Origin of the sequence: Aquimarina sp. AD10, assembly GCF_003443715.1 — a bacterium.
GTDB lineage: Bacteria > Bacteroidota > Bacteroidia > Flavobacteriales > Flavobacteriaceae > Aquimarina > Aquimarina aggregata.
On sequence record NZ_CP031965.1, the window covers coordinates 4,581,790 to 4,598,281 of the forward strand.

Sequence of the window (16,492 nt, forward strand, 5' to 3'; positions counted from 1 at the left end):
AACAATAAATTATAAAGTGAGTTATATTAATCCTTACCTTTAATAAATTGGTTTTACTATAACCTAAATACTTATTATAATATGTTTTGTGCTGTTATAATTTAATTTTTCTTGCTTGTCGGTTTAACATGCTTTAAATGTTAAATTTTACTAAAAAAAGTTAATTATATTTTAATAATCTCAATAGCCAAAATAAGTGTTAATTATTGATGTTTACTAAATTAGTGTACTTCTTAAAATTTCCTTAAAAAGTTATGCAGATAAGAGTTTTGCAATTAACTTTTTAGATAAATCATAATCATACTATTTTATTGATGATGTAAAGATGTAAGAGACTTGTTTTTAAAAACAAAATTGCTTAGATATATTTTTCAAATATTGAAATTCTTAAAACCAACTTATATGAAAACTACAATTAAACTAACTGTCTTTTTTTTGAGTATGCTCTCTATGGGTATAATTCAAGCTCAAAATCCATTCGTAACAAATATTTATACCGCGGACCCTTCTGCTCGGGTATTTGGAGATAGACTGTACGTGTTTTCTTCTCACGATGTAAACACGTGTAATTCTAATCAAGGCAGCAATGGTTTCTGTATGCCTAACTATCATGCCTTTTCAACTACTGACGGAACAAATTGGACTGATCATGGTGTGATGCTCGACCAAAATGATGTCCCTTGGGTAGCCCGAAATAGTTACGGTATGTGGGCGCCCGATATTATAGAAAAAAACGGCACATATTATTTGTATTTTCCAGCGCCACCAGCCGATGGCAGTGGATTTAGAAGAATAGGAGTTGCTACCTCCAAAAGCCCTACCGGACCATTTGTACCAGAAAAGAATTATATGTCAGGAGTAAATGGTATAGACCCAGGGGTATTCACAGATACTAATGGCCAGTCTTATATCTATTGGGGCGGCGGTGAAACCTTAAAAGGCGCTAAACTTAGTGCGAATATGAAGTCTATAACTGGTCCAGTTGTTAACCTTAGAGGTTTGCCTTCGGGATATAAAGAAGGTAGCTACATGATCAAACGAAATGGAGTATACTATTTTACTTTCCCACATGCTAAAAGTGGCTCTGAAGAATTGGCTTATGCTACTGGGAATAACCCCTTAGGTCCTTTTACTTATAAGGGGCGATTTATGGACCGTTGGACCAATGGCTGTTGGACTAATCACCATTCTATGGTTGAATATAAAGGAAAATGGATACTTTTTTATCATCATAACAAAATTTCTAACAACGATAAGTTACGATCAATTGAAGCTGATTTTTTAACTTTTGGACCTAATAATACTATAAATAAAGTTATTTCTACTAGAAAAGGAATATCAGGAGGATTTGGTCCCGTAACTCAAGAACCTTTTGGAGGTGTAGCTCGTTCAATCCCAGGAACAATAGAAGCAGAAGATTATGATATAGGAGGTCAAGGTGTAGCATATAACGATACTGATCCTGTTAACAACGGTCCTAATGTATTTAGAGAAAATGAAGGTGTAGATATTGAAGCACGTGATGGAGGTAATAATGTAGGATGGACAGCAAATGGTGAATGGTTAGAGTATACCGTTAATGCAAACGCTGGGGCTTATGATCTGGAAGCAAGAATTGCGACTATCTCTACAGGAAAATCTATTGTGGCTAAATTAGATGGAGTGACTTTAGGTAGATTTAATCTTCCCAATACAGGAGGCTGGGGGGCTTTCCAAACAGTAAAAATTGAAAATGTAAGAATTGCAGGAGGTACTAATAAAATCCTTCGACTTGAGTTTGAAGGAGGAGGCACGAACATTAATTGGTTAAAATTTAACTCTAGAACTACAGATGGTGGAAATTGCGATGTGCCATATACTAGTAATGGAGTCACCATAGAACGACAAACGGTAAATTGGACTTCAGGTATTCTGGATATTTCATGTGCATCAAGTGTGGATATTTCTTTGAGAGCTTCAGGGATAGGAGCTATGGAAAACGCAGACTTTTTAAATATTTACTATAAAATAAACGGAGGACCCCAAGTGACCATTCTAGAACATGTTAATACTTTTCCAGAAGAAATACTTACCGTTGATAATTTGAAGGGGAATACACTTGAAATCTTAGTGAAATCATATACTAGCTTTGCAGCAGAAGTTTATACAGTAGATGCTATTACAGTTAAATCTCAGGGTAGTGGTTTACAACAGACTTTAGCCCCAGAATTGATTTTAACAAATCAACCAGGTAGTGATCAAAATCAAGCTTTAGTATATCCTAACCCGTTATCAAGAGATAATTTTATATTGGATTTGCAAGGGTTTAATAATGATATTAATGTGAATATCTTTGACATAAAAGGCAGAGAAGTGTATCACACAACTACTACAAAAAGTAGTATAGATCTTAATAAAGAAGATATTTTCCCAAGTAAAGGGCTATTTATTTTGAAGATACGTAGTGCCAATAAAAGTCAACAACTGAAATTATTGATTAATTAAATCAATAAATAAACATCAAAGTAATACTTTTTGATACATTCCGTAATAGACAAACAATGCTTTATAAATCAGCAATTTATAAAGCATTGTTTTTTAAAATCTAGAAGTACAACTACAGTTGTTAAACTTTTAGTTGGAGACTAAAGTTTTCTTGTTAGAGGGATTGAAATCAGAATCATAACTCCAGAAGCAAGCAATAAAGGAATCATGCTTTTAAACGGGTTTATATCCGTTTTTGCTTCGTAGTATTTTGGTTTAAATCGATGCCAGTCAATAGTATCAGCTTGCTGTTTTTCAAAGATTTTTGGATAGAAAAACAGTCGTAATTCTTCATGAAATCCTTCTGTTCCCTGTAAGTATTCCATATGTTGACTCATACTGGTACCTGCCAATAAATTAAAAGCGAGTTGCAGTTGCATATTTGGTATGACTGATGCAATTTGCTTACTAGTACGTTCTCGCAATTTGATTTTTTCACTTAACGCTTCCCTTTGATTTTTTGAGTCATCATCACCCATTTGCTGCATGGCATAATACCATAACCAATTAAACCCGTCTGTTGGATAACCGTATTTTTTAAATTGAGGATAATGACTATAAAATTTCTTGATCGTAGGTAACTTCTCTGTATCCCACTTAGTGTGATATCCATCCCGTTGTGCTATCGCAGTACTTAATGCTTCTGGTACCGGATATTTTGAAGATATATAAGCATTAATTCCAGCTGGTAATAGAATTATTAAGATTAACCAAATTGATAACAATAGTAGTGCATTAAAACCTGAAGATTTTTTGAAACTAATAACAAAAAAGCTCAGAGTAAACCAAAATATGATATAAAGCATCGATAATCCTAAGATTGATAAAAAACTACCATTTATAGGGATGTTGAGCATAAATTTTGCAATACAAAAAAGGAATATCAAAACTATATACAAAAGAGCTAATCTGATTAAAAGTTTAGAAATTAGAAACCCTAGTTTAGATTTGGTTTGAATAGCCACCAAACGCCAAGTACCTGTTTCTGTCTCTTCCGAAAGGGCATTAAAAGTTAGAACAATAACAAGTAAAGGAAACAAATAAATAATTACAAAAGAGAGGTCAAGGTTACCAGATTGTAGATTCATAGGATTAACCAAATCTGTATCAAATTTTTGAGCCTCAAAAGTCTTGATTGAAATGCGCTTAACAGTTGGGTTAACATCTCCTTGACCAATTGATATGCCCGCTAACGGATTTAGATTATTGACGTAAGCAAATTTTGTATAGTAAAGTAACAAACCTAAATCTTCATTATGTAATGATGCTTGTCTATCAAAATGTTGTTGTTGATATGTTTTAATTTCGGCAATTGCTTCTTGTTGTCTTACAAGATGTTTACTTCCAATAACAAGACTAATAATACCTAATAATGTAATGAGTAGCAAACTAATCCAAACTTCTTTTGATCGGATACATTGCTGTAAAAACAGTTTATACGTTATCATATTGCTTTTGCTTTTTTTGAGGTGAATAGCAACAAACCAAAGGAGAGTAATGTCCATAATACAATGGAAATTAGTGCAGGTAAGGTTTCTTTAATTGAAACATTGAAAGCCAGAGGCTTGTGATTAAAATCCTCGAATTCTTCCCAATGTTCATGGCCAACTATATGCGTTTTTCCTTCAGAACCACTTTCTTTTTTTGGACTTATATACTTCATTTGCAATTCATTCATAGTTTGCGATAATTGATAACGATAATTATCCGCTTGATGTTGAAAGTCAATATAGGAGGCAAAATCTGTTCCTGCCATTGTCATTGATAACTGTTTAATAGCAGTAAAAGGGTTAAAAAAAGACGAAAAACGGGTGACGTTATTTTGACTTTTATAGATATTTATTAAACGTGCATGATGTTTTTTATATAATGCAGATGTGTTTTTTTCACCTTCTCGCATTACGAAACCTGAATAGTTAAAAGGTAAATCAGTTATCTTGCTCACGTTATGGACTGTCAATACAGAATCACGTAGATTGTTATAATAGGGATCATCCGGATTATGGCTATCACCTTTTTGAATTTCTTCTTTCTCTATAGCCGATTGAAAAGCAAGTTTCGTAGGTGTAGGAAACCAGTAATTCCCCATAGCTTGAGCCGATTTTGGTAAAAGGACGACCAATAATAACCAAATACCAAGCAATCGCAACAAGGCATTTTTTGAACTACTACTAGTTGCAGATACTACTATAGTTAGGGTACAAACGATAAAGAGAAAGCTTAAATAACCCAAAGTAATTAGTAGCATTCGTAACCAATGCAGGTTGCTTGCAACTTGATTTTCTAATACTAAAGATGCTATGATTACCGTCAACAAAATAGGTATAAAAAATAACATGCATATAGCAAAAAGCCCAAGTGATTTTCCAAAAAGAATTTCTTTCCAACTGGCGCCTTGTGACAATACTATTTTTAATGTGCCATTCTGTCTATCAGCTGCAACACTTGAAAAGCCAATGAAAAATAAGATTAAGGGTAACACTAATTGTAATAGCAGCGCTAAACTAAGCTCTCCAAATCTTAAGGTACCCGTTGAAAATGTAGCTTCCGAAAAATTAACACTATTCTGTCGATGCGCTTCTAAGAAAACAGTATTTCCAGTAAAGCTTTCTAACCCATAATCAAATATTCCTAAAGACGGACTTACTCTAAAAGCATACGTCCCAAAATGAGCCATTCTATGCGGATGTTTGTCAGGATTTGCTTCCCAACTTTCTCTGGCTTTAGTTTGATGTGTTTTTCGAATATCGTTTTGAGTGACGTTTTTTTGAATACCACTAACGGTTGCGTAAACCGTTAGTAGTATAAAAATTAAATGTAGAAGATAAAAAGTTTTTGGCGTGGTTGCATTGTGCCAAAAGTTCAATGCGAATAACCTAACATTTTCCCACTTCATCTTTTAGAATTTATAAGTTGTAGTTAACAATACATTTCTAGGGGCTCCAGGGAAAAGTCGTGTTGCATTTAGTGCACCATTCCAATAGGTTTCATCAAACAAATTATTAAGTTTTAAAGCAATTTGCATATCTATTCCAGAAGGGCGATAATAAACAGCTGCATCAAATACAGTATATGATGGCAATTCTAAACGATCTCCATACCAAGATAAACGATCACCTCGATATACGGTACCTAGACCTACTCCGATATTTCTTAATGCTCCGTGCGTAAAATCATATCTTCCCCAAAAGTTGGCACTATGTTCTGGTGCTCCTCCAATACGTTCACCAATTAATGCAGGATCCTCATCTTCTATAATTTCTGCATCAATAAAAGCATACGAAGCACTTATTTGAAGATTAGGTAATACATACCCTGTAAGATCCCATTCAAACCCTCGGCTGCGTTGTTCTCCTCTTTCTATTAATACAGATTCATCATTAGGATCTTGCTGTAATAGATTTTTTTGAGTTATTTGATATACTGCAGCATTCACTGTTAATTTACCACCTAAAAATTCTCCCTTGGCACCAAATTCTATGTTATCACTTTCTAAAGGGTCAAAATTAGCAGGAGAGTCTGCCCAGAAAAAGTCTTCCGTGGCAGGAGATAGCGTTACAGTATTTGATTGTGGCTGAAAACCTTCTACATAAGAGCCATAAACACTAATCGTTTTAGTAGCTTCATATGTTAACCCAATTCGAGGAATAAAAGCCTCATTTTTAAAAGATCGCTCGTCACCCTTATAATCAAATATATCTTCGTACCAATCATAACGTAGGTTTAGTAATGCAGAGAATTTACCTATCTTAAATTGATTCTGAATATAAATACCATTAGAAGTGGTAAGATTGGCAGGAATAGCAAATTCGGACGTGATATATCCTGAAGTTTCTCTAGCTGTATTATTAGGATCTGCAAGATCAAAATGGTCAACATTGGGTCTTGGTGCGATTACACCATTAATGTCTATAGTTTCAAACTGAGCTGCCTCTGCAGGATCAAAAGAGGTTGCCGTTCCGTTTAATCGTCTATAACGACGCGCACCATTTGATGCTCCTCCTACAGTACGTTCCCATCTACTACCATCATATCCTACTAAGAATTTATTGGTAAATGAATCATTTTCCAGATCAAAATTGATATAGGCTGTATAATTATCTGTTATCCAAAATTGTTGTCTTTCTGTATATCGTAATTCGGCTAGCGTGGGTATTGCATTTCCTGCAATATCTACAGCTGCAGAACCTGCCACTCGATGCTCAGCAAGGTCTTCTTCCCAGGTTTGTTTCATATAAGAAGCATTGAATTCTATATTATCGGTAATTTCTTTACTAAAATTACTAATGACCATAAATTCTTTGGAAGAGTAAAAGTCGTTAGCAGCTCCGACATTTGTTGAAATGTCTGTACTATTTAAATCAAATTGACCATTAATAGCACCAAAAAGAGGTTGACCACGATCTAGGTTCCCGACACCGTTACTGTATATCATTTCTACGTTTAGCGCTGTACTTTTATTAGGTAAAAATGTGATGGAAGGTGTTATCAAGAATTGATTATTTTGTACCAAGTCTCTAAAAGATCTGGCTTCTTGAACTGCTGTGTTAAAACGATACAATAAAGTTCCTGATTCATTTAATGGTCCGGTAAAATCTGCTGTAGCTCTTAATGTCCCGAAGCTTCCAACCGTTGCGCTTACTTCATTACGGTTTTCTTTTAAAGGTTTTTTGGTTACCAAATTAACAGATCCTCCTGGATCAACACTAGAAAAAGTTACCGAAGATGGTCCTTTAATAACTTCTGCTCTTTCTATATGAGAAGTGATAGGTTGTAAAAAATAATACTGACGAGTTCTCATACCATTAATGAGTTGACCATCTTCTGCCTGGATGATCCCTCTTATATTAAAGTGGTTGTAAAATCCTGTATGAGTAACACTACTAGAGTTTTTTATAGCATCTGCAATCTGGAAAGCTTGTCTGTCGTTAATTAATTCTTTGGTGATAGTGGATACGGCTTGTGGTAGCTCTTTGTTTTTAATAGCAACTTTGGTAGATGAAAACGAATAATCACTATTATAATCCGTTCGGGCACGACCAACAACTTCTACACTTTGTAATTGTTCAGTACCTTCTTCTAATTGAATAGTTCCGATATCAAATGTTGTTCCAGTACTGATTTCTATAGTGTTTTTGTAGGACTGAAATCCTAAATATCGTGCTTCAATGGTATAGCTTCCGTACGGAGCATTTATTTCAAATTTCCCCGAGTTATCTGTTAGTTTACCAAAAGCATTAGTTGTATTTTTTAGTGAAATTGTAGCTCCTATTATAGGAATATTCTGGTTGTCAACTATGGTGCCAACAATTTGTACTTGTGCAAAAGAAGCATAGCCAATTAGAAACAAAAATATGGTTGACAGTGTTTTAAAGGTATTCATTGTATTGTATTAGATAGTTTTTAGATATAAGTCTTGCAATTCGCTTGCATTAATAGAGTCTGTATTAGACGTATGGACCAATTGTCCTTCTTTCATAATACCAATTTTGGTTCCCACGTTTACAGCATTAAAAATATCGTGAGTAGCCATAAAAATGGCCTTACCTTCATGGCTTAATTCTTTACAGATTTTGGTAAACTCTAGTGTGGCTTTGGGGTCTAATCCCGAAATAGGTTCATCCATAAAAATGTAATCTGCATTTTTTGAAAGTGCAATGGCAATACCTACTTTCTGCCGCATCCCTTTTGAGTAAGAAGACAATTTGTTTTGGTGTGCAGCTTCTTGAAGTCCAGCTTTTGATAGAAAATTAGATAAGTCAGTATTGTTATACTTAAACCCTGCTAATCTGCTGAAAAAGTTAAGGTTTTCTATTCCTGAAAGGTTACCATAGAGTTGAACAACCTCTGGGATGTATGCAATCATTTTAGTGGTTTTGTTACCATTCGACTTAACGGGAACACCATTTACTAATGCCTCACCACTGGTGGCTTCAATTAGACCTAAAAACAGATTGATTGTTGTCGTTTTACCCGCGCCATTTTGACCGAGTAAACAAAAAATTTCACCTTTATCGACTGATAAGTTCAGTTGAGAAAGTGCTTCGTGCTTACCATAAGTTTTGGTAAGGTTTATTGCTTCAAGCATTTTATATTATAAAATAAGATTGACGATTAATGTGTGTAACTTCGGTTAGAACCGATAATAATTGGATGTGAGAGAATAGCTTAATCTATATTGTATTCCATTTTGAACTATAAATATCCCATTACTGTAACCTTCTTTTGAGCAACTATTTAGGCGCTACTAGAAATTAACATTAAATGAAATGACTGTATAAATGCAAATTGACAAAGTGAAAACATTGTCAAAGAAAGTAAGAATATTCTCTAAGAAAGAGGTGGTGGTTTATTATAAATCGAAACAGGAGAAGCTATTTTCTCTTTTGGAGTATTATATTCAGAAAAGACTACAAACGAGTTTGGAACAATTTGTAATTGGTCTTCAAAAGAGTATGTGTCGCCAATAATTAAATCAAATTGATCAGAACTGGATATAATATCACATAGTTCACAAGAAATTAAAGGTTCTCCGTCTTCTGATAAGTGGTTTAATGCGTGTAAGTTTGCAATCCTTGGAATAAGCAATGCTACTGTAAAAAACAGAGTAATGATATATTTAAGTATTGGTTTGCGCATAGCCGCAATTTCAGGAATTTTGGAACAAGATTTCTTATTTTAACAAAGTTTTAGAATATTTATATAGGTTTACCACTAAACTTTAAGAAAAATATGGATAGCCAAAAAAACTCCTCACCTTGAGAAGCTTTTGTTTTGCTTTGTGAAAAAATTGATTGGAAATCAGGGGCTTATCGTAGCCAAAATACTTCACTACTATTTTTGTAATAAACTTTACACTTTGTCAAGATTAATAATTTCCTGCGAGTATAGGTTTTACTCAAACCCAACTATGGATATATCCTATAATAGTATAATTATAAAACATTTCGTTTAAATTTCCCTGTTTTTAGAGAGTATACGTTGGGTTTGAGTAGAACTTGTAATTTATTAGGGAGTAGTGATACAACTGAATTAACAATACTAACTCTGGATGTTTTCTAAATTGTACCCATTATTAAATTTTATATTGTTAGAAAACTGTTCTGTCCAAAATTCTTTTACTACGTTTCCGTCCCAATCAGAAGGTGCATATTTACGATACGTAGGTAAATAGATACCATCTACTTTCTCATACTTAACTTTTACTATATTTGGTTCAGTTAGACCAAATCCAGTAGCATTATATAGAAATTGATCTACTCTATATGTTTTTGGATTGATGTACAAGATATACCTGTCTTTGCTTGATTCTCCTATATTATCTCCAAAGCTCATCTCAATTACTTTATAAGTTATGCCATTTACATTTCTGGAAGGTAACGTTTTATGATTCACGCCTGGGTCCAATAATTTAAACATCATTGTAAACCAATAATAGTTTGTTTTTCTAAAGATATGCCCAAGAAATGCTGGTTGTTTTTCAGTAATAACTTTTCCATCCATTTTAGAAACGGATTTGTTACCATCAAAGAACTGTGTGTATTTTTTGCCCGGCATTTGAGGTAAGACATAAACCTGTCTTTTTGTATATTCAGCATAAGAGACTTCTCTATCAAAAATGTATCGTTCTTTAGAAATATCAGCTAAATTATTATCCTTAACCCTAAATACGTAATCAAATGATACATCTTTTAATTTATGTAAGGCCTTCTTGCCACCATTAGCTTCTACTACTTTGGTTATTATTTGTTTAGCTTCTTGTGCGTGGGCTGTGGTAATAAATGCAATTAGTACTACCGTGACGATTTTAGAAATTAGTTTTTTCATGATAAATTATTTAATTTGATTTTACTTTTGTTTTCTTTTTTTAAAAATTATGATTTTGTTGATTAATTGTTAGCGTGTGAATCGTAGACCTTGCCACTGAGTTTCCATACACCGTTTTCTCTGTAGAGTACGAAGAAATCGGTAAACCTTAGTCCAGACCAATTAATGAATTCTACCTTTGCTGCTGCTGCTGGACCAGAAATATCTATCCATGTAATACGACTTTGTACTTCGGGGGATGGGCCACCTGCACTAACCGCTTTACCAAATTCAGCTGCAGAATGGTTATAAAGAGTTCCCTCTATAGACCCAACAATATGAGCATGATCATAAAATGCTGAGCGGCTTAATTTTCCATCTCCAGACTCTGCACTATCAATATAGATTTGTAGTGCTTTTTCAACTTCCTTGTATTCGTTGAAGTTTTGAACTTCATCTGCTTTTGTTTCTTTTGTCATTTCTGTAGTTGTTTCCATTTTAATTTTTGTTTGTAATTATAGTAGTATTTAATATTAGATCGTTCGTATAGTAAGTATTTAAAAAAAAACTTTATATCACCAAGATTTAACAGATTTGAGAATGTTAAAATAAAGACCTACACCAAAAAAAGCTGTGGCATCATCTCCATACGTACCGCCTATTTCTACATACCCTTGAATATAGTCTTCGAGTATCGGAGTAGTAAATCCCAGAGCATAGGTTCCTGTATTTCCAGTGAGTGCTTTATCAGAGGAAACATATGTTCCTAATTCGTCTAAAATATTATAGGTCAAAAAAGCTCCGGCACTATTAGTACCAAAGTTATAATAGGGTGCAACAGACCAATCGCCTTTTACCAGTGCAGCTGTTAAAAACAATGAAGTATCAGTTGAAAATGGAGGGTCTCCTTCAAAAGTGGTAGCTGCAAAAGGAGCAAAAATTAGCCCAATAAAAAGTTCTTTAGGTTCTCCTTTATGTTGACTTTCTTGAAATTGATAAGACTCCGAAATCTTAGTGTTTATACCAAAAGAAGCTTGCTTATCTTGATCTTGAGCTATTAAACTACTAGTAAGAAAGTATAAAATAATTCCTAAAAAGATATTCTTGTACATAAATATATTTGTTTTAAAAAATTAATAGATGTTTTCAGTCTGTTATTGTGTTTTTGTTTGCTTATAATTATATTAATTTATTTATATTAGAACGTTCGTATATTAAATATTAAAAAAAAATTAACTTTTTACTAGTTTCATCATAAAGGACTTAAACAATCGATAAGATTCATTTTTTCCCGAAGCCTTCATGCGTGTCATCACACCCTGTCTACTTGTGAGAAAGAACACTGCCATTTCTGATGGCTTAAAATCTTTTGAAAAGACACCTTTTTCCTGTCCTTCCTTGAAAAACCGCTCAAATATATTTTGCCATTTTCTGTAATTGATGTCAGCTACCTTTTGAATGACCTCGTTCTGCCCAGCAATTTCACTAGTAAGGCTTCCTAACATACAACCTTCCTTACATTCTGTGGCACTTAGTCGCTCTAATTCCTCATTGAAAACGGTTTCTAACCTTTTTGCATAGGGTATATCACTTTCCAGTAACCTTGTTGTGTAGTAAGTTGCAGCCTTATCCCCGTAATATTCGAGTACCTTGGCGGCAAAATCTTCCTTGCTCTTAAAATAGTAGTAGAAAGAACCACTAGGAATTTCGGCATTTTCTAAAAACTCCCTAAGCCCAAGATTATGATATCCTTTCTGACTCAAAATCTTTACTCCAGTTTCTAAAGCTCTATGTATATTCTCTTTTTTCATTTTAATATTCGAACAGTCGTATATAAATCTATTCACTTACAAAATAAATAAAAATAAATTTATTTTTTTGCTTCTATCATTCCAATATTTAATTTGATGTTATATCGTCGTAAATTTAAGCTTGAATACTTAAACTAAAAAACCCAACTCTTTCAAGTTGGGTTTTCTTATGCTGTGCGGGCGGAGAGACTCGAACTCTCTCACCTCGCGGCACTAGATCTTAAGTCTAAGAAGTTATAATTAATTGATATAAGTATTTTCTTTATTATCTTCTAAAAGCAAAGGAGTTTCTGTAGTTAAACCTTTATTTTGAATACTAAATATTTAGTCTAGTACTAAAAACAAAATATTCGACAATAGGCTTTTTTCTTGTCTTGAACAGATAAAATCTAATGATTAAGAGTTCAATTGAAATTACCAAAGAACCGTATTAATCATAAAAATGAATTTTCAAAATAGCTCTCAAAATCTTCTGGATACCCAATGCCTAAATAGAAAACGGCACCAAAAACTGGGGTTACACTCATAAATAAAATGGCTATGGTTTTTCTTAGGTTCATTTTGCCGATTTGACTACGTGATTTACAAATTCATAAACATTAAATAAAGGTATTGCTTGTGAAATACAATACGATAGCACTGTCTTTTTTTCAGGACAATAGCCCATATATGTTCCATAAAATCCATAGTGGCCATAGTATGTAACTCCATCATAGATAGATTGATAAACACCTAACCCATAAGGTAATTCAGTTGGTTTTGTGGGTTGTACTGCTATCATTTTTTCCAACGATTTTTTGGAAATGAGCTTTTCTTCAAACAACGCCTTCATAAATACTGCTAAGTCTTGATGTGTACTGACCAATCCGCCACCAGACCAGTCGAATGAAGTATTGATTTTATTGAAATCGACACTACCAACATATTGATGTAACCTTCCATTTTTGGAATGTGCTTTCTCATAAAATTCAAAGTAGGTATCTTTCATCTCAAGCGGTTCAATAATTCGATCGCGAATGGATTGGGAAAGTGATTTTTTGTCCAATTTCTCGATAAGTAATCCCAACAATACATAGTTCATGTCAGAATAATGCCAGCCTTCACCCGGTTCGAATTTGGATGCTTTATGCAAGTCAAACTCAAAATACAGATTGACGATGTCTTTAGAGGTATATTGTTGTGCGGGGTTTGTCATTACTCGATTAAAAAAGGCTTCCTGCTTATCATTAAAAACATCTGCCAATCCGCTTCTGTGGGATAAGAGTTGTTTTATGGTTATCGCTTTTGAACCTAGACTTTGCTTGGCACCAACTTCTGCATTTCCTTCGAAAAGATGAAATTCATCAAGTCGCAGAAACTTTATGTTTCCTAGGTAATTGTAGATGTTGTCGGTGATACTGATTCGTTCCTCTTCTTCCATTTGAAGAATAATAGTTGCTACGAACGTCTTGGTACTGCTGGCAATACGGAATTGGTCTGTAATTCTAGCTTTTGCTAAGTTTACATCTCTTATGCCGACTACTTGGGCTAAAACATCTCCTCTACCATTATTTTGATAAAAAGAAATGCTATGAATAGGATTTTCTGGTGTGCTATCCAATTTTTGAATGAGAACTTTTTGAATAGCATCCTGTGCGTTTCCCACAAAAGAGAAGACAAGATAAAAAGTAATCAAAGTATATGTTTTTGTAGTACTCATTGTGTGGTTTTTAGTTGTTATTACTAATTCTATTTTGAATATTGTTCCTTATATCGAAATCCGAGTCCTTTGGTAAGAAAAGAATCCCAGGTTTGATTTTTCTTAGAAGCACTGTCCAATTATTAAAAACTTCCCAACTACCATTAACAAATAATACTTTTCCATATACTGCAGTCAGTTTTCTACGTAATCGGTTTTCCTCTTTTTTTCCAGTTAAAATCCAGACCATATTTAGTTTGTTATTTTCAAATCGAGCTTCAAATTTTCTGGGAAAACCAGCATATTCAATTCCAAAATAATTAATTTGAGTGTTAGTCATTGTATCCGTTTCTTCTAATTTTTCGATCTCAATAAACAAACTATAACTTTTTAAAAGGGGCATTACATCGTTCATTAGCTCTCCCATTTTGATAAGGTTTGGAATTTTTGTGAATGATTTATATTCAATTTCATCATTTGTATATAAATAAGGGGTATCCCAAGTAAATAATAAATCAGACTCAAATACTTGATAATCTAGATACATTTTGGCTTCACTTTTTATGGGTGGGAGTAATTGCTTTGACGATATCTCCTTTGGCTTGAACATAGGATAATCTATCATCTGAAAAAGTAAAAACAACTTTATCAAGAGTTCCATTTTCAAAGTCAACTTTTGATGCAATAAGGTGTTCTTCTTTGTTTTGAGCCATCGGAAAGTTTGGTGTTGTGATATATACCACGCTTACGTCATTAGCTATTGCGTTTAATTTTTTTTGAACACTTAATCGCGATTCATTATATTGAATGTCACTAAAGCTTATAGTAATCTGTGCTTGAGATAAGAATGTAAAAAATAAAAATAGATACTTCATACTATTTTGTTTAAAAGGTATAAGATTTCAAATATCCTCGGTTTTGAAAACCAAGTTTGTAATAAATAGGCGCTCCCAATTTTGAAGCCACAAGATGAATTCGTTCACTACTATTGCTTATGGCAATGTGCAGCAAATGCTGGGTCATTTTCTTTCCTAATCCCAATCCTCTATATTCTTTTTTTGCCCCAATCATATGTAGTCCAGAATCACCATTGGAATCCTTAAATACGATGCCACAACTTACATAGTCATTTTGATAGTTGCCTAAAAAAAGTTGAACGTTTGTACTACGTACTAAAGGTGCAATTGTAGACTCGTAAATGGTATAACCAAATGCTTCAGAGGCAATTTTCACGAAGGCTTTTATACCAATATCATCAGTTATTTTTTCAATCTCAGGAAGGGAAGTGTAATGTGTTTGATTCTTGACTTCCATCGTCATTGCTTCTACAGAAGATGTTCGTGTAAATCCTTGTTTGTGCAATAAGGTTTCGAGCATTTCATTTTCCGATAGCGCTAACGACCTTGGTAGATGATGGCTTTCTATCTCTAATTGAAGTTGCGCAATATGATTTTTTTGAATGCCAAATATTTTGGAAGGCCAAGTGGTGTTCTTGGGAGAAAGAACTGTATATCCATAATTGTTATATAGATATCCTCCCACTTGACCAATGTGGGTCCAAAATTCAAACTGATGTTGGATTGCTAAAGGCGTCTTCATTATGCATATTCAACCGTTGAAGCTTCTATAAGCGCAGCAGAGTCTTCGTAGAAACGATACTCTTTAATCATTTCATCTTTAACAATACAAAGCTGTACCCAATTACTATTAAATAGTTTCCCTGAACTTTTTACTAAATGTGAGAATGTACCTTTGGCAACTACGAGATTATCGGCTGTTTCAACAACGGTTTCTACTGTAAACGCTTTGGTTTCAAAAAGTGATACGATATTGTTTAAGAATTGTTTGGAAGCTTCACGTGTGCGATAGATACCGTGTAATTGCTCTTTTGGTCTTTCTTCTTCTTTTACACTAACGATATAGCAATCTGGGTGGAAAATTTGTACGACTTCTTCGAGATTACCGGACTGAAATGCTTTGAAATAACATTCAACAACCTGCTTATTCGTTTTCTTGGGTTTCCCTTTCACGAAAGCATAAAAAGCATTGTCCAGTTTTGCCAATTCATCTTTCTTGGTAATTTCCATTTTTTCTAGATTAAAATTATCATGAAAACTTCCAAAGGAATAAGTTGCTGTTAACTTTCCACCCCAAAGAGGCACTAATTTTGAGAGTAATCCTAAATGTGTGCATGCTCCTGTGACACCAGGAGATGTACTTAACAACAAGACTGGTTTCTCTCCAAAGAAACGTTGGGTGATAACAGAGAGCCAATCCAAAGTATTTTTTAAAAATGCGGAGGGCAAACCATTATGCTCGGGAGATGCAATGACAAACCCTTCGCTCTCCTTAAATATGGCATACAAGTCCTGAATTTGTTGCGGAATTCCCTTGACTAGAATCTCTTGAGAGAATATAGGAGCGTCAAACTTCTTAAGGTCGATGAATCGAATATTGTATTTTGAATACCTCTCGATTACTGAATGAACTAGTTTTTCATTAATGGAATCTGGATTATTACTTCCAGAAAAGGCTAAAATGTTTTTCATTTTTATTGTTTTTAATTGTTGTTGATGCAAAACTCAGTGTATTTAGACTGAAACACTTATTCGGACAGATGTATGATTTGTTCAGAAAGTGCTCATCACTGAGTATATTTGTCTATTATTGTTTC

The 16,492-nt window shown here is 33.8% G+C and carries 16 protein-coding genes; 1 reads left to right on the forward strand and 15 read right to left on the reverse strand.

Going from position 1 to position 16,492, the window contains the following annotated elements; all coding sequences use genetic code 11:
• The first annotated feature begins 402 nt into the window (after positions 1 to 402).
• Positions 403 to 2,484, forward strand: a complete 2,082-nt coding sequence (locus D1816_RS19050) for a family 43 glycosylhydrolase (protein WP_147405138.1) — start codon at positions 403 to 405, stop codon at positions 2,482 to 2,484.
• A 140-nt stretch (positions 2,485 to 2,624) separates the two neighbouring features.
• Here D1816_RS19050 and D1816_RS19055 read toward each other — a convergent pair whose 3' ends face one another.
• From D1816_RS19055 to D1816_RS19120, 15 genes are all read right to left on the reverse strand, one after another.
• Positions 2,625 to 3,971, reverse strand: coding sequence for a DUF3526 domain-containing protein (locus tag D1816_RS19055; RefSeq protein WP_118504935.1), 1,347 nt, complete (start codon positions 3,969 to 3,971; stop codon positions 2,625 to 2,627).
• A complete protein-coding gene (locus D1816_RS19060) occupies positions 3,968 to 5,419 on the reverse strand; it encodes a DUF3526 domain-containing protein (protein WP_118504937.1) in 1,452 nt (483 codons plus the stop codon). The genes D1816_RS19055 and D1816_RS19060 overlap by 4 nt, the downstream gene beginning before the upstream one ends.
• Before the next feature lie 3 nt (positions 5,420 to 5,422).
• Positions 5,423 to 7,906, reverse strand: a complete 2,484-nt coding sequence (locus tag D1816_RS19065) for a TonB-dependent receptor (protein ID WP_066314851.1) — start codon at positions 7,904 to 7,906, stop codon at positions 5,423 to 5,425.
• Between the two features lie 9 nt (positions 7,907 to 7,915).
• Positions 7,916 to 8,611 carry an ABC transporter ATP-binding protein gene (locus D1816_RS19070; protein ID WP_066314853.1) on the reverse strand — a complete coding sequence of 232 codons (696 nt, stop codon included), beginning with the start codon at positions 8,609 to 8,611 and terminating at the stop codon, positions 7,916 to 7,918.
• Positions 8,612 to 8,853: 242 nt separating this feature from the next.
• Positions 8,854 to 9,162: a hypothetical protein gene (locus D1816_RS19075; protein ID WP_118504939.1), complete on the reverse strand. Its 309-nt coding sequence runs from the start codon at positions 9,160 to 9,162 to the stop codon at positions 8,854 to 8,856.
• Between the two features lie 402 nt (positions 9,163 to 9,564).
• Positions 9,565 to 10,350 (reverse strand): DUF6503 family protein, encoded by a 786-nt coding sequence (locus D1816_RS19080; protein WP_118504941.1) that lies wholly within the window; start codon positions 10,348 to 10,350, stop codon positions 9,565 to 9,567.
• 62 nt (positions 10,351 to 10,412) lie between these two features.
• Positions 10,413 to 10,826 carry a nuclear transport factor 2 family protein gene (locus D1816_RS19085; RefSeq protein ID WP_118504943.1) on the reverse strand — a complete coding sequence of 138 codons (414 nt, stop codon included), beginning with the start codon at positions 10,824 to 10,826 and terminating at the stop codon, positions 10,413 to 10,415.
• A 78-nt stretch (positions 10,827 to 10,904) separates the two neighbouring features.
• On the reverse strand, positions 10,905 to 11,441 hold the full coding sequence (locus tag D1816_RS19090) for a hypothetical protein (RefSeq protein ID WP_118504945.1): 537 nt from the start codon (positions 11,439 to 11,441) through the stop codon (positions 10,905 to 10,907).
• A 120-nt stretch (positions 11,442 to 11,561) separates the two neighbouring features.
• Complete coding sequence (locus D1816_RS19095; RefSeq protein ID WP_118504947.1) at positions 11,562 to 12,140, reverse strand: TetR/AcrR family transcriptional regulator; 579 nt, start codon at positions 12,138 to 12,140, stop codon at positions 11,562 to 11,564.
• Between the two features lie 434 nt (positions 12,141 to 12,574).
• Positions 12,575 to 12,700: a hypothetical protein gene (locus D1816_RS26215; protein WP_255420521.1), complete on the reverse strand. Its 126-nt coding sequence runs from the start codon at positions 12,698 to 12,700 to the stop codon at positions 12,575 to 12,577.
• Positions 12,697 to 13,785: a serine hydrolase gene (locus tag D1816_RS19100; protein ID WP_158597803.1), complete on the reverse strand. Its 1,089-nt coding sequence runs from the start codon at positions 13,783 to 13,785 to the stop codon at positions 12,697 to 12,699. The genes D1816_RS26215 and D1816_RS19100 overlap by 4 nt, the downstream gene beginning before the upstream one ends.
• Positions 13,786 to 13,849: 64 nt before the next feature.
• Entirely contained in the window at positions 13,850 to 14,365 is a 516-nt protein-coding gene (locus D1816_RS19105; protein WP_118504951.1) for a hypothetical protein, read from the reverse strand.
• A 7-nt stretch (positions 14,366 to 14,372) separates the two neighbouring features.
• Complete coding sequence (locus D1816_RS19110; protein WP_118504953.1) at positions 14,373 to 14,693, reverse strand: hypothetical protein; 321 nt, start codon at positions 14,691 to 14,693, stop codon at positions 14,373 to 14,375.
• 10 nt (positions 14,694 to 14,703) lie between these two features.
• Positions 14,704 to 15,417: a GNAT family N-acetyltransferase gene (locus tag D1816_RS19115; RefSeq protein ID WP_118504955.1), complete on the reverse strand. Its 714-nt coding sequence runs from the start codon at positions 15,415 to 15,417 to the stop codon at positions 14,704 to 14,706.
• Entirely contained in the window at positions 15,417 to 16,367 is a 951-nt protein-coding gene (locus tag D1816_RS19120) for an NAD(P)H-dependent oxidoreductase (RefSeq protein ID WP_118504957.1), read from the reverse strand. Before D1816_RS19120 ends, D1816_RS19115 begins: the two co-directional genes overlap by 1 nt.
• Positions 16,368 to 16,492: the final 125 nt, after the last annotated feature.